Raw genomic sequence first — 18,483 nt, forward strand, 5'->3', positions numbered from 1 at the left:
CTAAGCGGGTGTGAGAGGATGAACGCGGTCTCGGCCCAGCCACACTGGGTGCGCGACCCGCCGATGCGCCCGCCTGGCCGACACTCCCGGCCGCGCGCACGGCGGTTCCGGGCCTCGCCGTCGCAACGTCGGCGGCCCCAACGCCCGGTTCAGCACAGGACTTGATTTGTGTCCGCCGCGTGGGCGGCGCACCCCGCCCGGTCTCCGGCAGGAGCCCGGGCGGGGGCAACGCGCGTCCCACGTTCGGACGGACCCGGACGTCGGCCGGCGACGAGTGTGGCGTCGCCCGTCGGCAGGAGGTGCTGCAATGGCAGCGGAGAACAGCAACGACCCGGCCGTGGCGGTCGATCCGACGGATCCGTTCGCGGTCCCCGAGAGCATCATGGAGACGCTGGCGGTCCCCGCTGAGCGGTCCTCTGCATCGGGGCAGGAGGCCGACGAGCACACCGACACTGCCGACGGCGACGGCGACGAGGACAACGGCGACTCTGCCGGGCGCGGACGCCGCCGTCGGCGCGGACGTGGGCGGGGCCGCTCCTCCCGAGGGGCTCGGCGCGGCGAGGACCAGGGCGAGGACGACGGCGACGAGGACGTCGCCCCGTCGGAACGGGACGACGCCGAGGAGGACACCGCTGAGCAGGGCGAGGACGCATCGGGTGACACCGTGCGGCGCCGTCGCCGCCGTCGCCGTCGCGGCTCGGAGGACATGGACCTGGTCGGCGGTGACGAGGGCGACCCGGAGGACACCGTCACCCGCGTGCGCTCACGTCGTCAGAAGCAGTCCGGGCCGGCGACCGTGCAGGGCGTCAAGGGCTCGACCCGGCTCGAGGCCAAACGCCAGCGCCGTCGCGAGTCGCGGGCGGGCGGTCGTCGTCGGCACGTGATCACGGAGGCCGAGTTCCTGGCCCGCCGCGAGTCCGTCGATCGCAAGATGCTCGTGCGTCAGCGCGACAAGCGCATCCAGATCGCCGTGCTCGAAGACGGCGTACTCGCCGAGCACTTCGTCTCGCACACCACGCAGGACTCGCTGATCGGCAACGTCTACCTGGGCAAGGTGCAGAACGTGCTGCCGTCGATGGAGGCCGCGTTCGTGGACATCGGGCGTGGCCGCAATGCCGTGCTGTACGCCGGTGAGGTCGACTGGGACGCCGCGAAGCTCGAGGGCAAGCCGAAGAAGATCGAGAACGCCCTGAAGTCCGGGGACAGCGTCCTCGTGCAGGTCACCAAGGACCCCGTCGGTCACAAGGGGGCCCGCCTGACCAGCCAGATCTCGCTGCCCGGCCGGTACCTCGTGTACGTGCCCGGCGGCTCCATGACGGGCATCTCCCGCAAGCTGCCCGACGTCGAGCGTTCACGTCTGAAGAAGGTCCTCAAGGACCACCTGCCGCAGGACGCCGGGGTCATCGTGCGCACGGCCGCGGAGGGCACCTCCGAGCAGGAGCTGATGAACGACATCAACCGTCTGCGCGTGCAGTGGGAGGGAATCCAGGAGAAGGCCCACTCCACCACGGTGCTCGCGCCGGAGCTGCTGTACGCCGAGCCGGACCTGACGATCAAAACGGTCCGTGACGTGTTCAACGAGGACTTCTCCGCGATGCTCGTGCAGGGCGATCAGACCTGGGACAACATCGAGGCGTACGTGATGTACGTGGCGCCGCATCTGCTCGAGCGTCTGCACCACTGGCAGCCGGAGGACCACGACGGCGAAGACCTGTACGCGACCCACCGGATCGACGAACAGCTGCACAAGGCCCTCGACCGCAAGGTGTACCTGCCCTCGGGCGGTTCGCTCGTGATCGATCGCACGGAGGCCATGACGGTCGTCGATGTGAACACGGGCAAGTTCACCGGCTCGGGCGGCAACCTCGAGGAGACCGTCACCAAGAACAACCTCGAAGCCGCGGAGGAGATCGTCCGTCAGCTGCGGCTGCGGGACATCGGCGGCATCATCGTCATCGACTTCATCGACATGGTGCTCGAGTCCAACCGCGACCTCGTGCTGCGCCGCATGCTGGAGTGCCTCGGTCGTGACCGGACCAAGCACCAGGTCGCCGAAGTGACCAGCTTGGGCCTGGTGCAGATGACCCGAAAGCGCATGGGCACCGGTCTCGTCGAGGTGTTCTCGGAGCCGTGCGAGCACTGCGGCGGACGCGGGCTGCTGATCCATGATGAGCCGATCGACCGGCATCGCGGCCATGGCCACCACGACGGAAAGCACGAGTCCGACGGGCGTCGCCGTCGTCGTCGCAAGGGTGCGGCAGGCGAGAGTTCCGATGCGGAGAAGACGGTGGACCGGCCGGACAGCGAGGAGGAGAAGCTGCGCCGTCAGCGGGCCGAGGCCGCGCGCGCCGCGTTGAAGTCCATCGCGAAGGCCTCCGGCAAGGTCGCCGACGACGCCGAGGCGTCCACGACGAATGACAGCCGTGCCGATCGCGGGGACGGTTCGCAGGGCGACGCTCAGCACGCCGAGGCATCGGGGGAGCCGGGCGCGGAAGAGCGCGGCGGCCCAGACGCGAGGCAGGAGGGCACGGACGACGAGAGCCCGCGGGCTGGTCGTCGCAAGCGCCGCGGACGCCGGCGCGGTCGTCGGCGCGAGCGCGTCGACGGCGCCGTCGAGGCTCGGGGTGCTGCGGACGCCGTGCATGCGGCGACTCAGGACCACGAGGATCACGAGGATCCGGCCCCCGCGGTCATCACCTTCGACGGCGAGCCGGTCGCCGTGCCGCGTCGCCGATCGCGGCGACGCGCCGAGTCCTCGGGTGCCGTCGCCGCGGCGCAGGACGCCGCGGTGCAGGAGGGCACGGTTCAGGGCGTTGCGTCGGTGCGTGCCGATCTGCAGGGGCAGGACGAGCGGGGACGCTCCGGCAGCGGCGAGGATGGGTCGTCCGGTGAACGGACCTCTCGCGGCGATCGTTCGCCCGCGACGCAGGAGCCGGTCGAGGCTGAGGCGCAGGCCCAGATGCGGGCACGCTTGAACGAGCTCGAGCAGGCCATCGAGAAGCAGAGCTCGCGTCGTCGCGGCCGCCGCGCCGCCTCGTCTGCGGGCGCCGGGGGTGAGATCCGTCGGGAGGAGGCGGCCGCGGCCTCCGGCACCAGCTTCACCGCCACGGCGTCTGCGGGGGCAGACCGACGTCCCGAGCCGGACGCCTCGGCGGCGCCGGTGATGCTGGGCGTCGGTGTTAAGGCCGAGGACATCGTCCGTCACGACTGAGGGGCGCCCGCGTCCTCGAGTCCGGGCCGGTTGGTCGTCGCCACGCCGTGGTGAAGACCATTTGGCCCGGTACACGCGATGGGCGTATGATGGTTACTCGGTGTTCACCGCCAGCAGGCTCCCGCATGTCCGCTCGCAGTCGCCCGTCCGGCGCAGTCGTGGGGCGGACCGTCGGATCCCGACGCGTCACGCGGTCGAGGTGCAGGCGAGAACACATTCCAATCCATGAAACGTCGAGAGAAGTGAGTCCCAAGTGGTGTACGCGATTGTCCGCGCTGGCGGCCGCCAGGAGAAGGTTTCCGTCGGGGACCTCGTTACCCTTGACCGCGTTCCCGCTGAGACCGGTGGCTCTGTCGAGCTGCCCGCTCTGATGCTGGTGGACGGGGACAAGGTCAAGGCTGGCGCCGATGCCGCCGGTGTGAAGGTGACCGCCGAGGTCGTCTCGCACTCGCGTGGCAAGAAGATCGTCATCCAGAAGTACAAGAACAAGACCGGCTACATCCGGCGCCAGGGCCACCGCTCTGAGCTGTCCACGGTCAAGATCACGGAGATCGCCTGATCGCTGTCCTCGGGACAGCCCGGCATCCACGCATCCGAGAGGTATAGGTAACAGCTAATGGCACATAAGAAGGCCGGCAGTTCCTCCAAGAACGGCCGCGACTCGAACCCGCAGTACCTGGGCGTCAAGCGTTACGGCGGCCAGACCGTCTCGGCCGGCGAGATTCTCGTCCGCCAGCGCGGCACCAAGTTCCACCCGGGTCACCACGTGGGCCGCGGCAAGGACGACACCCTGTTCGCCCTCTCCGCAGGCTCCGTGGCTTTCGGCGAGCGCCGTGGCCGCAAGGTCGTGGACATCGTCCCGGCCGCTGAGTGACCGTATTCTTCCTTCGGTGACAGCTCGCTCGTGGCCGACGCCGCATTGGAGCTGAACCGGCGCCCCGGCGGGGGCGGACGACGGGCAGCCTGCCTAGCAGGGGTCCGAGGCGTCCGCCCCCGCCGTCGGCGTATCCGGGGCCATGGCGCTCCCTCCGCCACCTCACCGCTGCGCACGACATCCACCTGACCCGATTCCTGGAGGTCTCTGACCATGGCCGCATTCGTGGACCGCGTTGTCCTGCACCTCACCGCCGGCAACGGCGGGCACGGCTGTGTCTCCGTCCGGCGTGAGAAGTTCAAGCCCCTCGGGGGCCCCGACGGCGGCAACGGCGGCAACGGCGGAGACATCACGCTGCGCGTCGACGCTCAGACGACGACGCTGCTCAGCTACCACCACGCGCCCCACCGCTCCGGCGGCAACGGCGAGCCCGGCAAGGGCGACAACCGCGATGGCAAACACGGGGAGGGGCTCGTCCTGCCCGTTCCGGACGGGACCGTCGTCAAGGACGCCGACGGCAACATCCTGGCCGACCTCGTGGGCGAGGGCGCCGAGTTCGTCGCAGCCGCCGGCGGCGACGGCGGCCTGGGCAATGCCGCTCTGGCCTCCGTCAAGCGCAAGGCCCCCGGCTTCGCGCTGCTCGGCCTGCCGGGCGAGGAGCGGGATCTTGTGCTCGAGATCAAGACGGTGGCCGACATCGCGTTGGTGGGGTATCCCTCGGCGGGCAAGTCGTCGCTGATCGCCGCGATCTCGGCGGCTAGGCCCAAGATCGCCGACTACCCCTTCACCACGCTCGTGCCGAACCTCGGGGTCGTGCAGGCAGGGCAGACCCGCTACACCGTGGCCGATGTGCCGGGGCTGATCCCCGGCGCGTCCCAGGGCAAGGGTCTGGGACTCGAGTTCTTGCGCCACGTCGAACGGTGCGCCGCTCTCGTCCACGTGCTCGACTGCGGCACGCTCGAGTCAGACCGGGACCCGATCGCCGACTTCGAGGCCATCGAGGCCGAACTCGAGTCCTACGCAGTTGAACCGGATTTCTCGCGTCCCGGTGACGGCGCCGTCCCGCTGAACGACCGTCCGCGCCTGGTCGCGCTGAACAAGACGGACCTGCCCGACGGCGAGGCCATGGCCGAGATGGTGCGCACCGAACTGGAGTCCCGTGGACTGCGGGTCTTCGAGATCTCCGCGCTGGCGCATCAGCACCTCGACCCGCTCAAGTACGCGATGGCGGAGCTGGTCCTGCAGGCCCGGGAACGTGCTCCTGAACCGGAGCCGGCCGTCTCCGTGGAGGTGCCGCGTCGGCGTCGCCGCAAGGGCGAGTCGGACGAGTTCGAGATCCGCCGCGAGGAGCGGAATCTGGAGCCGCTGTTCCGGGTGCGCGGGTTCAAGCCGGAGCGGTGGGTGGCGCAGACGGACTTCCAGAACGACGAGGCCGTCGGGTACCTTGCGGACCGACTGCAGCGCGTCGGCGTCGAGGATGGCCTCTTCAAGGCCGGGGCCACCCCCGGGGACGCGGTCGTTATCGGCGACGACGCGACCGGCGTGCTCTTCGACTGGGAGCCGACCGTCTCCACGGGCGCGGAGCTGCTGGCCGGCCCGCGCGGCACGGACCTGCGTCTGCAGGAGCGCACCCGCGCCACTCGTGCCGAGAAGCGTGCGGAGCAGGAGCAGCGCAAGGCCGCCCGTGCGGCCACGCGTGCCGAGATGGAAGCCGAGCGCCGCGCTGGCATCTGGACCGAAGACTATGATCGGGAGGATCATGACTGACCGCCGTACCGTCGTCTACCGCTACGCCACCCCCGCGACGGGGGAGGCGGGGAGCAACCCGCGGGCGAACCCGGTGACCAGCCGCGACACGATGGACGATGCCCGGCGTGTCGTCATCAAGATCGGCTCGTCGTCGCTGACCACGTCCGAAGGTCTGAACACCGAGGCCATCGACGCCCTCGTCGATGTCATCGCCTCGCTGCGGCAGAAGGGCACGCAGGTCGTGCTCGTGTCCTCGGGCGCTGTCGCCGCGGGCTTCCCCCAGCTCGGCCTCACGCGCCGCCCCAAGGACACCGCCACGCAGCAGGCGGCCGCGTCCGTGGGGCAGGGCAGCCTCATGGCCTACTACTCGCAGTCCTTCCAGCGCTACGACACCACGGTGGCTCAGGTGCTGCTGACGGCGGAGGAGCTCATGCGCCGGCGTCAGTACATCAACGCGCACCGTTCGCTGGCTCGCCTGCTGACGATGGATGTGATGCCGATTGTCAACGAGAACGACGCCGTCGCCACGCGTGAGATCCGCTTCGGCGACAATGACCGGCTCGCGGCGCTGACGGCGAACCTGGTGAAGGCGGACCTGCTCGTGCTCCTGTCGGACGTGGACTCGCTCTACACAGGTCACCCGGCGCTGCCGGACTCTAAGCGCATCGCCACGGTCGCCTCCGACGACGACCTCGAGGGGGTGGACGTGCGGCGTCCGGGCGCGGCGGGCGTCGGCACCGGCGGCATGGTGACGAAGGTGGACGCGGCCGGCATCGCGGCGACCACCGGCATCCCGACGCTGCTCACCTCGGCGCCGAACGCCGCGGCGGCCTTCAGCGGGCAGGACGTGGGCACGTGGTTCGAGGTCGCCGGGCGTCGCCGGTCGGCCCGCGCCGCCTGGCTGGGCCTGACGGCCGAGGTCCGCGGTCGGCTGACCATTGACGACGGCGCTGTGGCCGCCGTCATCGGACGCGGACGCTCGCTGCTGGCGGCGGGCATCACCGACTGCTCGGGATCGTTCACCTCCGGCGACGTCGTGGAGATCGCCGATGAGCGAGGCACCGTGCACGCGCGTGGCCTCGTGCAGTACTCCGCATCTCAGGTGCCCCGCATGATGGGCCGCTCGACGAGCCAGCTGCGCGAGGACCTTGGCGAGGGTTACGACGGCGTCGTCGTGCATGCGGACGACTGGGTGCGCCTGGCGCCCAATCACGCCGCCTACAGCTGATCAGTCGAGGCCGGGCCGTGCCCGGGGCCAGGCAGCTCGTTACAGTGGGGATCATGACTGAGAACGAGACCATCGACCAGAACGTCGTCGACGCGGTGCAGGAGGTCTCCCGCCGCGCGCGGACCGCGACCGTCGAGCTTGCCACCGCTGGCCGAGCCCGCAAGGACGAGACGCTGCACGCGATCGCCGCCGCCCTGCGCGGCTCGTCGGCGGCGATTCTGGAGGCCAACGCCCAGGATCTGCAGCGCGGCCGGGAGAACGGGACTTCGGAGTCGCTGCTGGACCGTCTCGCCCTGGACGCGGACCGCCTCGAGGGGCTCGCCGCCGCCGCCGAGGAGCTCGCGGCGCTGCCCGACCCCATCGGCGACATCGTGCGCGGCCGCTCCCTGCCCAACGGCATCCGCATGCAGCAGACCCGGGTGCCGCTGGGCGTGGTCGGCGCCGTGTACGAGGCCCGCCCGAACGTGACCGTGGACATCGCCGGGATCGCCCTGAAGTCCGGCAACGCGGTGATCCTGCGCGGCGGGTCCGCGGCGAAGGACACCAACACCGCCCTGATCGCGGTGCTGCGTCAGGCGGTCGAACAGCAGGGCTTCGACCCGAACCTGATCCAGGGCATCGACGACCTCGGTCGTCCAGGCGTCGCCGCGCTGATGGCCAGCCACGGGGCCGTCGACGTGCTCGTGCCCCGCGGCGGCCGCGAGCTGATCCAGCGCGTCGTGCGTGAAGCGCGCGTGCCGGTGATCGAGACCGGCGAGGGCAATGTGCACGTCTTCGTCGACGCCTCGGCCGACCCGCAGATGGCCGTCGACATCGTCGTGAACGCCAAGACCCACCGCACCTCCGTGTGCAACTCGGCCGAGACGCTGCTGCTCAGCCGGGCGGGGGAGAAGGTCAACCGGGAGGTCCTGCGGGCGCTGACCCGCGCCGGGGTGAGGCTGCACATCGACGACGAGGCCCGCGCCTGGCTGCCGGAGGGGTCCGAGCGCAGCGAGCACGCCGTGGACCCGGCGGCCGCGACCGACGAGGACTGGTCGACCGAGTACCTGGACATGGACATGGCCGTGAAGACGGTCGCCTCGATCGACGAGGCCATCGAGCACGTGCGCCAGTACTCGACCGGTCACACGGAGGCGATCGTCACCAACGACCTGTCCCAGGCCGATCGCTGGACGCGCGAGGTGGACGCGGCCGCCGTGATCGTGAACGCCTCGACGCGCTTCACCGACGGCGGGCAGCTGGGCCTGGGTGCTGAGGTGGGCATCTCCACCCAGCGCATGCACGCACGCGGCCCGATGGGCCTGGAAGAGCTGACCACGACCAAGTGGATCCTGCGCGGCGACGGTCAGGTCCGACCCTGAGCCGCAGCGGGGCGGTGCGGTACTAGGATGGTGCCCACGTCCTGCCGCGCCACGTCGCGGCCGCACCGACCCCCGCCTCGGGCCGACCGCCGGGCCGACGCGCACCGACACCGACACCGCACTGAGGAGCGAGAATGCTGAACTCCCTCGTCCTGGCCTCCGCCGAAGGACACCACATCGTCAACGAGCTCCCGGTTCCGACCTGGGTGTTCGGTGCCGTCACCTTCGTGATCCTGATGGCGCTGCTGTTCGTGACCATGAGCTTCCGCTCCGTCGGTCTGCGTCACTCCGAGCCGACCGGCGAGGTCGCCCACCACGGCCAGGGCCGGCGCGATGACGCCGGTCACGGCCCCTCCACCCGCGCTCACTGACCCGTATGCAGACCCCGAGGCACCCGGCGGACGGCACCCGACGCCATCGCCTGGGGATCATGGGCGGCACGTTCGACCCGATCCACCACGGCCACCTCGTCGCCGCGAGTGAGGTGGCCTCGCGTCTGGACCTGGACGAGGTCGTCTTCGTGCCGACCGGCCAGCCCTGGCAGAAGGCCGGCACGAAGGTCTCGCCCGCCGAGCACCGCTATCTGATGACGGTGGTCGCGACCGCCTCGAACCCGCGCTTCACGGTCTCGCGCGTCGACATCGATCGGCCGGGACCGACCTACACGGTCGACACCCTGCGGGACATTCGCGCCGCACGCCCGGACTCGGAGCTGTTCTTCATCACGGGCGCCGACGCGCTGAGTCACATCCTGACGTGGAAGGACGTCGAGCAGGTGTGGGACATGGCGCACTTCGTCGGCGTGACCCGACCTGGCCACAGCCTGTCCGATCTCGGGCTGGGCGATGAGATCTCCCTGATGGAGATCCCCGCGATGGCCATCTCCTCCACCGACTGCCGCAGGCGCGTGTCTGAGGCCCAGCCGGTCTGGTACCTGGTGCCCGACGGCGTCGTCCAGTACATCAACAAGCACGGCCTGTACCTGGCCGAAGAAGAGGTGTCATGACCGTCCCCGAGACGACCCTGTCCTCCCTGAAGGTCGCGGCGGCCGCGGCCGTCGACAAGCTCGGCGAGAACGTCGTGGCCGTCGACGTCGCCGAGCGGCTCGGCCTGACGGACGCCTTCCTGATCGTCTCGGGGGCCTCCGAGCGTCAGGTGAACGCGATCGTCGACGGCGTCGAGGAGGAGCTGCTCCGGCAGGAGCAGCTCAAGCCGGTGCGCCGCGAGGGACGCTCCGACGGGCGCTGGGTGCTGCTGGACTACGGCCACTTCGTGGTCCACGTGCAGCATCAGGAGGACCGCGAGTTCTACGCGCTGGATCGCCTGTGGAAGGAGAGCTCGCTCATCGACCTCGGCCTGATCGGCGGGCAGGCGCCCGCGGAGTCGACAGCGCAGAACCGGTCGGGTTCGGACGACGCAGTGGCTGACGCCGACGGGGCCGCGGTCGAGGCGGACGGCGCCGCGACCCAGACAGACTCCACGACGGGGGAGCGCCCCGCCGACGCGCAGGGCTGACGTATGGTCGCCCGGCTCGTGCTGCTGCGGCACGGCGAGACCGACTGGAACCGGCAGGACCGGTACCAGGGCCGCACCGACGTGCATCTGAACGACGAGGGGCGGCGCCAGGCCCGGTCCGCCGCCGCCGGGCCCGTGGGACAGCTGCTCGAGGACGCTGAGGCTGTGGTCGCGGTGAGCTCGCCGCTGGCCCGGGCGCGGGAGACCGCGCAGATCGTCCTCGAGGCGAGCGTCGGCGCCGTCGAGGTGGACCTGGACCCGCACCTGGCCGAGCTGCACGGCGGCGACTGGGAGGGGCTCGAGCTCGCGGAGATCGCGACGCGCTGGCCCGACGCCCACGCCGCCTGGCGCGCGAGCCCGAGCCTGGACGCCGGCCCCACCGGCGGCGAGACGATGCGCGCGGGCGGTGAGCGCCTGCTGCACGCCCTCGAGCTGCGCGTCGCCGGGCTACGCGAGGAGGATCACGGCTTCGGGGCGACGATGCTGGCCGTAGCCCACGGCGGTGTGCTGCGGGCGGCAGTCGGGCTCATGCTGGGCCTGGATGAGGCGGGTTTCGCACGGTTGGAGAGGATCGGCAACGCGAAGGCCGTCGTGTTCGAGGCGGACCCGGCGGGAGAGGCCGCACTGCCCGGCCGGACTGACGAGACCTCCCGGTGGCGTCTGGCCGGGTACAACGTCTGAGCCTCGGGCGAGGTGAAGCCGGACGGTGGGGCTCTGGGGGGCCGCTCTGCGGTGGTGCGAGTCATGACGGGCGGCCCCGCGACCGGACTGCGGCTCGGCCCAGCGCCCAATTTGCATCGGGCCCCTGGACTGTCCTAGTATTGACGAGTTGCCAGCGAGCAGGCCACCGGCCAACACGTGATGGTGACACCTCTTCTGGGGGTATGGCGCAGTTGGTAGCGCGTCTGCATGGCATGCAGAAGGTCAGGGGTTCGAATCCCCTTACCTCCACCAGAACGAAGGCCCCGGCTTGTCAGTCGGGGCCTTTCTCGTGTGTCCAGAATCTGCGGCACGAATGCGAGTGGGCAGCCGGTGCAAGCTCGGCCAAGGGCACGACACCGCACGCCTCTGCCCCCAGCCCAGCCCCGCCCCGCCCCGAGAGACCGAGCCATCCCGTTTCCGTCGGTATGAGCAGTCATACCGACGGAAACGGGATGGTTTGACGAAGCTGGCCAGGAGGCGGGCCATGTTGCCTTCGAGCGGTGGTCTCCGCCAGGCTGTGCCCTGCCGAGCCTCACGTTGGCCGTGATCGCGGCCGTGCGGTCTCGGCGCAGGCCCTACCGGCAGGGCTGACCTCGTCGTGATGCCCGTCGGCTCGGCGCGGCAGTCCGGGGCCGCGCCGGTGCACCGAATCTGTCGCCATGAGCCGTCATGCCGACGGAATCGGGACGGTTTGACGACGCCGGGGCCAGAGAACCCGGAGACGCCGAAGGCCCCGGTTCAGATGAATGAACCGGGGCCTTTGTTCTGGTGGAGGTAAGGGGATTCGAACCCCTGACCTTCTGCATGCCATGCAGACGCGCTACCAACTGCGCCATACCCCCAGAAGAGGTGTCGAGCGTCGCGAACCGAACCGGTCCTCGTCGCTGACGACCCGGACAACTATACCGGCATCGTCGGGCCGGTGCAAAATCAGGCCTCTCTCCCCGGCGGCACGCCCAAGCGTCTCGTCCGATTCGACGGCCTGACGAGAACGCGGCCCCCACTCTCACATGAGTCGGGGCCGCGTTCTCTCAGGCCGTCGGTGATGCGGGCCGCCTCGGGGTCAGGCGCCTCGGCGAACCGTGTCCGCCGGCGAGGGGGCGGCGTTCTCACCGATCTCCTCAAGGACGTGGTCGGAGACGTCGGGGAAGAGCGCCTTGTACGTCAGGCCGGCGATCGCGGCGCCCACGAGGGGAGCGACGAGGAAGGCCCACACCTGCGCGAGCGCCTCAGGGCCGGCGAACCACGCGACGCCCAGGGAACGCGCCGGGTTCACTGACGTGTTCGAGACCGGAATGGAGACGAGGTGGATCAGGGTCAGGGCGAGGCCGATGGCGATCGGTGCGAAGCCCTGTGGTGCGCGGGCGTCGGTGGCACCGAGGATCACGAACAGGAAGATCGCGGTCAGGACGACCTCGGTCACCAGCACCGCTGCCAGCGAGTAGCCGTCCGGGGACAGGGCCCCGTAGCCGTTTGAGGCGAAGCCCGAGCCTACGGCGTCGAAGCCCTCCTTGCCGGAGGCGATGACGAACAGCACCAGGCCGGCGAGCGAGGCGCCGGCGATCTGCGCGACCATGTAGGGAAGCACGGCCTTGGCCTCGACGCGGCGGGCGAGGAAGGCGCCGAGGGTGACGGCGGGGTTGAAGTGGCCGCCGGAGATGTGCCCGACGGCATAGGCCATCGTCAGCACGGTCAGGCCGAAGGCGAGGGCGACGCCAACGAAGCCGACGCCCATGTTGACGTTCTCATTGTCGGGTGAGAGGACGGAGGCGGCGAAGATCGCCGTGCCGCAGCCGCCGAAGACGAGGACGAAGGTGCCGAGAAGCTCGGCGGCGAGTCGGGATGACATGCGCGGGTGCATGGGGAATTCCCTTCCATTGAAGAGGTGTCGCGCCGCCGTGGACTCCGCGGCGGCTCCTCGGGACGGAGGCGGGGCTCTCCCTGGTTCGACAGGGGGCACCGCGTCCCGGGGATCGACAAGTCTACGCCACGGCTGTGCGCCAGTCCGGCGTGCTCCCGTGCGTCGGTGCCTCCGGAGTCAGGCCGACAGCGGCGGACGCACGGCCCCGGCGTACTCGTCGTTCACGTCGTATCCCGCCAGCGACGTGATCTCGATGGTCTTCCCGGTGGCGGGCGAGTGCATGATCTTCCCGTCGCCGATGTAGACGGCGACGTGACGGATGCGTGCGGCACCGCGGCCCAGGGAGAAGAACACCAGGTCGCCGGACTGCAGGTCCGCGCGGTCCACCTTCGGCAAGCCGGAGCTGTGCAACTGCGGGCCCGAGTCGCGCGGCAACAGGATGCCGTGGTGGCGGTAGATCGAGTATGTGAATCCCGAGCAGTCGAAGCCGTAGGAGCTCATGCCGGCCCACAGGTACTTCAGGCCGAGGAAGCGCTGGCCCGTGGCGATCACGTCGGCGGCAGTGCGGTCCGAGGGGAGCTCGTCGGGCCCGAGCACGCGCACGGCGTCGGCGGGCAGCCACGCGGGATCGGCACCCGGCACCGCCACCATGACGGCGGCGTCGGTCTTCTTGAGCACGGGCAGCCGGGTCTCGAAGGAGACGGGCGTGCGCGGGCGGGTGCCGTCGCGGTCCTCGGCGAGGTGGGTCTTCGTGGCGGTGACGACGGCGGTATCGCCCTGGCCGGCGTTCCTGTCGAACCCGGGGTCGGTGACCAGTTGGCGGGCCGGCACCCAACCGCTGATGCCATCGGCCTGACCCGGGGCGGCCTGGTCGTTGAAACCGACCTTCGCCCAGGAGCCGGAGACGGTCTGCACCGTGACCGGCGCGCCGAGCAGCCCCTGAGTCTGGGTTCGGCCCAGCAGCCACTTGCGCGAGCTGAACGTGCTCAGGGCCGAGGTCCACGCCTCCATGTCCACGGGGACAGAAGCCGAGGGCTCGTCAAGGCCCGTGCGCAGCTGCCCTGGCTCGAGCCAGGCGTTGGCGACGGCCACCTTGACGAAGGCCTGATCGCCCTCGCGCACGGCGCGCGCCGGCCCCGCATCGCCCTGCGAGCCGGGTGTGCCGTGCTGTCGGCGGGGGCCATCGGCGGCGTCGGCGGCCGAGGCCGACAGGCGTTCGAGCGCGTCGTGGACCTGCCGCACGGCCGGCAGGGTGGACGAGGCGGCGAGCGCGGCGACGGCACCACGGCGGGACAGGGAAGCACGGGTGGTGATCCGGGGCGACATTGGGGGAGCGACTCCTGCAGGGGTGAGGACGGCGTCGAGAGCGTGCACAGCGGACGCCCGAGCGTTCAATTGTTTCATAGCCGCCGGGGCTGCGACAGGTGCCGCCCTGCTCACGGTGCGGCGAGCAGGGCGGGCTGTCCGTGTTCAACGGGGGCGACGGACGGCGCCTGGCGACCGCCCGTCGATGACTCAGTCGATCGTCAGCAGCGACTTGATCGCGGTGCGCTCGTCCATGGCGCGGTAGCCCTCTGCTGCCTGCTCGAGCGGCACGACGTGGTCGAACACGAGGCCCGGATCGATCGCCCCGGACTGGATGCGCTCGATCAGGTCCGGGAGCATCCGCCGCACCGGGGCCGGTCCGCCGTGCAGGTGCACCGCAGAACCGAAGAGCTGTTTTCCGTCGAGCGCGACACCGTGGTTCAGCCCGACGAACCCGACGTGCCCGCCGGGGCGGCACGCGGCGATCGCCTGCTCCATCGAGACCTGGTTGCCGACCGCCTCGATGACGCTGTGCGCGCCGAGGCCGCCCAGCAGGTCGGTCAGCTCGGCCACGCCTTCGTCACCGCGCGTGGCGATCACGTCGGTCGCGCCGAACACGCGGGCGAGCTCCTGGCGCCGCTCGTGTCGGGAGAACACGACGATCCGCTCGGCGCCCAGCTCGGATGTGGCGAGCACGCCCAGCAGCCCGACGGCTCCGTCGCCCACCACGGCGACGGTCTTGCCGGGGCCGACCTGAGCGGCCTCCGCGGCGAACCAGCCGGTGCCCAGCACGTCGGAGGCCGTCAGCAGGGAGGGGACAAGGTCGGCTTCGGGGGCGCCATCGGTGATCGGCACGAGAGTGCCGGCCGCCAGAGGGATGCGCGCATACTCGGCCTGCGTGCCGATGCCGCCCATCCCGACGGCTCGGACACACCGCGACTGGTAGCCGGCCAGGCAGATCTCGCAGTGATTGCAGGAGGCGATGAACGAGCCGACGACGTGGTCGCCGACGTTCAGCGTGGTCACCTCGGAGCCGAGCTCGACGACTTCGCCGATGTACTCGTGGCCCATGGGAGCGTGGTCGACCTCCCAGCCGCCGCGGTAGGGCCATAGGTCCGAGCCGCACACACAAGCGGCGGTGACGCGGATGATCGCGTCGGTCGGCTCTTCGATCACCGGGTCCGGACGGTCGGTCACGACGACGCGACCGGGGGCTTCCATGACGACTCCGCGCATGCGGGTGCTCCTTCGGCTGTGGGGTGTGGGGGACGTGGCCGACACTACGCGCCGACCCGTGGCGGTGTGATCGGTCCGTGATCGCGTGTTCACCGGCGGGTCACGCAACCGTGCCCGAATCGTGCTCGCGGGCCTCTGCCCTTCTGCCCAGGGTCTGCCTAGCGTGGGAGACGGACCACGGACCCCTGTGGATCCGGAACAGCCGCCCGTCGGACAAGCACCCGCCGAGCCCCGGGCGTCGCACCGCACGAGGAGTCGAGGAGGACTCTCATCATGACTGCCACCCCGCACCGATCGACCACCCGCACCACCGCCGCCCGCGTCGCACTCGGCCTGGGCTGCGCCGGCCTGATCGCTGGCGGCCTGGCCGCCCCCGCTCACGCGACGCCCGGCGTCGGAGCCGAGAACGTCTACGGCTGCCTGATCGGCTCCACGGCCAAGACGGGGGTCGAGAACCCGGACGGCTCGTTCGTCTCGGGCCACAAGGTCCTCTTCGTGCTGCACGACTCCGCCTCGACGCCCGACGCGCACACGTCTGACGACGTGACGGTCGAGGTCCGCGCCGACGGGGGTGACTGGACGCCCGTCGAGCACACCGGCGGCGATCCCGTCGGTTCGGTGACCACCTGGGACATCGAGAAGGCCCTCAGCGGGTCTCACGCCACCGTCGAGATCCGCGTGAGCGCCGCCGGCCAGGAGGAGCTCTCCGGCTCGCTGGACATGAAGAACGCCGCCATGCCGCTCGGCGGCGCCGACTGCGCCTCCGACGTCGTGGACGGCGAGGAGATGGCCCCGGTCGTCACGTGGGCGCCGATCGTCATGGCCCAGCCCCGTGATCCGGGCCGACCGATGGACGGCAGCGTCGACTTCCTCACCAGCCCGCGCGAGGACGCCGTGCCGGTGCCGGACAAGGCCGACGGCAAGCCCCGCTGGATGGCTGCCGACGACGTGCAGGTGGAGTCCAACGATCCGATGAAGGACGGCCAGGGGGTCGAGCTGACGTCGGACGACCAGGGCGGCTTCCGTGACGCGGCATGGTACGGCGCACACACGCTCCCCGAAGAGACGTTCGCCTGGGTCTCGTACACGGGCGCCGACGAGGAGGGCACGCAGCGGACGCGGATCGTGATCGCGGAACCGACGACTGAGGAGACCCTCGCGGAGACGAAGGACGGCACCCTCGCGGCGCCGGGCATCCCGACCGAGTACGGCCGGAAGACCGACGCGCTGTTGTGGGGCCCGGACGGTCTGGACTCGGGCGCGCCGTCCGAGGACGAGGCGCCGGCCGATGGCGAGCAGCCGTCTGAGGAGGCCCCGTCACAGGACGCTCCCGCCGATGACGCTCCGGAGGCCCCCGCCGAGGGCGGCGGCCACGAGGTTCCCGAGAAGGTCGAGACCGGCACCGGCGTCGAGGACCGCGGTCTCTGGGCCGGCGGCGCCCTGGCCATGGCCGCCCTGGGTGGGGCGGCCCTGATGGTGCGTCGCCGGTTCACCGCCTGAGGTCTGCGGCGCACCCGCCGTCGAGGGGTCGTGGGCCCTTGCCGCGTCCTCGGCCCCTCGACACCATGAGGGGAAGCCCCGCAGACGGTCTCGGCGAGCGCCGCCCGCCGCCGAGTCGATCACAGTCGACTACAGGAAGGGCCAGCCCATGCTGCCTCCGGAGATGACCGCCGACCTCACTCGCGCCGGACGCGCCCTCGCGCAGGTCAGCCCGACCGCCCTCGCCGAGGCGGCCGGACTGAGCAAGGTACGCCTGCGTCGGTTCGAGAAGGGTCTGGCCGACCTCGAGCCGGACGAGCTGACGAACATCGAGAAGGCGCTCGCCGAATTCGGGGTGGTCATCGTGTGGCCCGATGAGTTCGGAGGCATCGGGGTGCGTCGCTCCTTCGGCGGTGTGCGGCCCGGGCAGCTAGAGGTCGGAGCCGACAGCGACGACGATCGGGGCGGCGCGAGCGCCTGAGCCTGGTATGCCACGACGAATGCGGCCCCGGTGGCGCCTGGACTTCCAGACGACACCGGGGCCGTCGCCGTGCCTGGGCTCAGCGGCCGCATCGGCTCACCGGGCGTCAGTTCGCGCTCAACGCCGTCGTCACCTCGGCCAGGCCCTCGCGCAGCAGCTGCTCTGAGATCGTGAGCGGGGGCAGGAAGCGGATGACGTTGCCGTCGGTGCCGCAGGTCAGCAGCACCACCCCGGCCGCGTGCACGGCCTTCGCCACGGCGGCGGTGAGGGCGGCGTCCGGCTCGCCGGTCGCCGGGTCCACCAGCTCGAGCGCCATCATGGCGCCGCGGCCGCGCACCTCGCCGATCCGCTCGTCGGCGTTCTGGGCGAAGTGCTCGCGGATGACCGCCTCGATCGTCTGGGCCGCCTCGATCAGGCCGTCCTGCTCGATCGTCTCGATCGCCGCGAGCGACGCCGCGCACGCCACCGGGTTGCCGCCGTAGGTGCCGCCCAGCCCGCCCGGGTGCACAGCGTCCATGACCTCGGCCCGGCCCGTCACAGCCGAGAGCGGCATGCCGCCGGCAATGCCCTTCGCGGTCGTCATGATGTCCGGCTCGATGCCCTCCAGCTCGGAGGCGAACCAGGCGCCCGTCCGGGCGAAGCCGGTCTGCACCTCGTCGGCGATGAACAGCACGCCGTTGTCCTGGCACCACTGCACAATGGACGGCAGGAACCCCTCGGCCGGGACGATGAACCCGCCCTCGCCCTGCACCGGTTCCATGATGACGGCGGCCAGACGGTCCGCACCGATCTGCTTCTCCAGGGTCGAGATCGCCTTCTTCGCCGCCGTGACGCCGTCCAGGCCGTCGCGCAGCGGGTACGAGCCGCAGGTGCGGTACACCTCGGGGGCGAACGGACCGAAGCCGTGCTTGTACGGCATGGCCTTCGCGGTGAGCGACATCGTCATGGTCGTGCGCCCGTGGTAGGCGTGGTCGAATGCGGCGACCGCCTGGCGGCCGGTATACGCGCGGGCCACCTTTACCGCGTTCTCCACGGCCTCGGCGCCCGAGTTGAACAGCGCCGTGCGGGTCTCGCCGGAGATCGGGGCCAGCCGGCCCAGCTGCTCGGCGACCTCCACGTAGCCCTCATAGGGGGTGACCATGAAGCACGTGTGGGTGAACTGCGCGGCCTGCCGCTGCACCGCCTCCACGACGCGCGGGGCCGACGCGCCCACCGAGGTCACCGCGATGCCCGCGCCCAGGTCGATCAGCCGGTTGCCGTCGACGTCCTCGATGATCCCGCCCTCGGCACGCACCGCGTAGCTGGGCATCATGGCGTTCACCCCGGTGGGGACGACGGCACAGGTGCGGGCGGCCAGCTCTCGCGAGCGCGGCCCGGGCAGCTCGGTGGCCAGGTAGCGGGACTGTTCGAGCGGAGCGAGGGCCCCGGACGGCGGCAGCGAGGTGGTCATGGGTGGCTCCTTCAGATGCAGGACAGAGGCA

Annotated in this window: 15 protein-coding genes, 2 tRNA genes and 1 pseudogene; 13 read left to right on the forward strand and 5 right to left on the reverse strand. The window is 70.9% G+C overall.

Annotated elements, in window-relative coordinates; genetic code table 11:
* Nucleotides 1–166: 166 nt before the first annotated feature.
* From HDA30_RS03155 to HDA30_RS03205, 11 genes and pseudogenes are all read left to right on the forward strand, one after another.
* The gene (locus tag HDA30_RS03155; RefSeq protein WP_425488383.1) at nucleotides 167–3,211 is read left to right on the forward strand and encodes an Rne/Rng family ribonuclease; all 3,045 of its coding nucleotides are present in this window, start codon (nucleotides 167–169) and stop codon (nucleotides 3,209–3,211) included.
* Between the two features lie 253 nt (nucleotides 3,212–3,464).
* Entirely contained in the window at nucleotides 3,465–3,770 is a 306-nt protein-coding gene (gene rplU / locus HDA30_RS03160; RefSeq protein ID WP_158495784.1) for a 50S ribosomal protein L21, read from the forward strand.
* Nucleotides 3,771–3,827: 57 nt separating this feature from the next.
* A complete protein-coding gene (gene rpmA, locus HDA30_RS03165) occupies nucleotides 3,828–4,085 on the forward strand; it encodes a 50S ribosomal protein L27 (RefSeq protein WP_158495785.1) in 258 nt (85 codons plus the stop codon).
* A gap of 213 nt (nucleotides 4,086–4,298) precedes the next feature.
* On the forward strand, nucleotides 4,299–5,852 hold the full coding sequence (gene obgE / locus HDA30_RS03170) for a GTPase ObgE (protein WP_184241078.1): 1,554 nt from the start codon (nucleotides 4,299–4,301) through the stop codon (nucleotides 5,850–5,852).
* Nucleotides 5,845–7,062, forward strand: a complete 1,218-nt coding sequence (proB, locus tag HDA30_RS03175; protein WP_184241079.1) for a glutamate 5-kinase — start codon at nucleotides 5,845–5,847, stop codon at nucleotides 7,060–7,062. The genes obgE and proB overlap by 8 nt, the downstream gene beginning before the upstream one ends.
* Before the next feature lie 53 nt (nucleotides 7,063–7,115).
* A complete protein-coding gene (locus HDA30_RS03180) occupies nucleotides 7,116–8,423 on the forward strand; it encodes a glutamate-5-semialdehyde dehydrogenase (protein WP_184241080.1) in 1,308 nt (435 codons plus the stop codon).
* Nucleotides 8,424–8,557: 134 nt separating this feature from the next.
* The gene (locus HDA30_RS03185; RefSeq protein ID WP_158495789.1) at nucleotides 8,558–8,794 is read left to right on the forward strand and encodes a hypothetical protein; all 237 of its coding nucleotides are present in this window, start codon (nucleotides 8,558–8,560) and stop codon (nucleotides 8,792–8,794) included.
* Between the two features lie 5 nt (nucleotides 8,795–8,799).
* Entirely contained in the window at nucleotides 8,800–9,429 is a 630-nt protein-coding gene (nadD, locus tag HDA30_RS03190) for a nicotinate-nucleotide adenylyltransferase (RefSeq protein ID WP_158495790.1), read from the forward strand.
* Nucleotides 9,426–9,848, forward strand: a pseudogene (rsfS, locus tag HDA30_RS03195) (ribosome silencing factor); the annotation flags it as partial. The gene nadD and the pseudogene rsfS, both read left to right, overlap by 4 nt.
* A gap of 93 nt (nucleotides 9,849–9,941) precedes the next feature.
* Entirely contained in the window at nucleotides 9,942–10,619 is a 678-nt protein-coding gene (locus HDA30_RS03200; protein WP_184241081.1) for a histidine phosphatase family protein, read from the forward strand.
* 197 nt (nucleotides 10,620–10,816) lie between these two features.
* Nucleotides 10,817–10,892, forward strand: a tRNA-Ala gene (locus HDA30_RS03205).
* A gap of 514 nt (nucleotides 10,893–11,406) precedes the next feature.
* Here HDA30_RS03205 and HDA30_RS03210 read toward each other — a convergent pair.
* The 4 genes from HDA30_RS03210 to HDA30_RS03225 all read right to left on the reverse strand — a co-directional run bounded on the left by HDA30_RS03210 (nucleotide 11,407) and on the right by HDA30_RS03225 (nucleotide 15,042).
* Nucleotides 11,407–11,482, reverse strand: a tRNA-Ala gene (locus HDA30_RS03210).
* A 221-nt stretch (nucleotides 11,483–11,703) separates the two neighbouring features.
* Entirely contained in the window at nucleotides 11,704–12,489 is a 786-nt protein-coding gene (aqpZ, locus tag HDA30_RS03215) for an aquaporin Z (RefSeq protein WP_158495793.1), read from the reverse strand.
* A 189-nt stretch (nucleotides 12,490–12,678) separates the two neighbouring features.
* Nucleotides 12,679–13,827, reverse strand: coding sequence for a C40 family peptidase (locus HDA30_RS03220; RefSeq protein WP_184241082.1), 1,149 nt, complete (start codon nucleotides 13,825–13,827; stop codon nucleotides 12,679–12,681).
* A 189-nt stretch (nucleotides 13,828–14,016) separates the two neighbouring features.
* Entirely contained in the window at nucleotides 14,017–15,042 is a 1,026-nt protein-coding gene (locus tag HDA30_RS03225) for an alcohol dehydrogenase catalytic domain-containing protein (protein ID WP_184241083.1), read from the reverse strand.
* 273 nt (nucleotides 15,043–15,315) lie between these two features.
* On the opposite strand from HDA30_RS03225, the gene HDA30_RS03230 reads away from it, so the two are divergent.
* Nucleotides 15,316–16,542, forward strand: coding sequence for a hypothetical protein (locus HDA30_RS03230; RefSeq protein ID WP_184241084.1), 1,227 nt, complete (start codon nucleotides 15,316–15,318; stop codon nucleotides 16,540–16,542).
* A 148-nt stretch (nucleotides 16,543–16,690) separates the two neighbouring features.
* Complete coding sequence (locus HDA30_RS03235; protein ID WP_184241085.1) at nucleotides 16,691–17,002, forward strand: helix-turn-helix domain-containing protein; 312 nt, start codon at nucleotides 16,691–16,693, stop codon at nucleotides 17,000–17,002.
* 106 nt (nucleotides 17,003–17,108) lie between these two features.
* Here HDA30_RS03235 and gabT read toward each other — a convergent pair whose 3' ends face one another.
* Entirely contained in the window at nucleotides 17,109–18,452 is a 1,344-nt protein-coding gene (gene gabT / locus HDA30_RS03240; RefSeq protein WP_184241086.1) for a 4-aminobutyrate--2-oxoglutarate transaminase, read from the reverse strand.
* Nucleotides 18,453–18,483: the final 31 nt, after the last annotated feature.

The sequence above is a fragment of the Micrococcus cohnii genome (genome assembly GCF_014205175.1).
Classification (GTDB): Bacteria; Actinomycetota; Actinomycetes; order Actinomycetales; family Micrococcaceae; genus Micrococcus; species Micrococcus cohnii.

Bases quoted from the DNA above. Each gene is read 5' to 3' on its own strand.
- rpmA (WP_158495785.1), top strand. From the start codon at position 3,828: ATGGCACATAAGAAGGCCGGCAGTTCCTCCAAGAACGGCCGCGACTCG.
- obgE (WP_184241078.1), top strand. From the start codon at position 4,299: ATGGCCGCATTCGTGGACCGCGTTGTCCTGCACCTCACCGCCGGCAAC.
- proB (WP_184241079.1), top strand. From the start codon at position 5,845: ATGACTGACCGCCGTACCGTCGTCTACCGCTACGCCACCCCCGCGACG.
- HDA30_RS03180 (WP_184241080.1), top strand. From the start codon at position 7,116: ATGACTGAGAACGAGACCATCGACCAGAACGTCGTCGACGCGGTGCAG.
- HDA30_RS03185 (WP_158495789.1), top strand. From the start codon at position 8,558: ATGCTGAACTCCCTCGTCCTGGCCTCCGCCGAAGGACACCACATCGTC.
- nadD (WP_158495790.1), top strand. From the start codon at position 8,800: ATGCAGACCCCGAGGCACCCGGCGGACGGCACCCGACGCCATCGCCTG.
- HDA30_RS03200 (WP_184241081.1), top strand. From the start codon at position 9,942: ATGGTCGCCCGGCTCGTGCTGCTGCGGCACGGCGAGACCGACTGGAAC.
- aqpZ (WP_158495793.1), bottom strand. From the start codon at position 12,489: ATGTCATCCCGACTCGCCGCCGAGCTTCTCGGCACCTTCGTCCTCGTC.
- HDA30_RS03220 (WP_184241082.1), bottom strand. From the start codon at position 13,827: ATGTCGCCCCGGATCACCACCCGTGCTTCCCTGTCCCGCCGTGGTGCC.
- HDA30_RS03225 (WP_184241083.1), bottom strand. From the start codon at position 15,042: ATGCGCGGAGTCGTCATGGAAGCCCCCGGTCGCGTCGTCGTGACCGAC.
- HDA30_RS03230 (WP_184241084.1), top strand. From the start codon at position 15,316: ATGACTGCCACCCCGCACCGATCGACCACCCGCACCACCGCCGCCCGC.
- HDA30_RS03235 (WP_184241085.1), top strand. From the start codon at position 16,691: ATGCTGCCTCCGGAGATGACCGCCGACCTCACTCGCGCCGGACGCGCC.
- gabT (WP_184241086.1), bottom strand. From the start codon at position 18,452: ATGACCACCTCGCTGCCGCCGTCCGGGGCCCTCGCTCCGCTCGAACAG.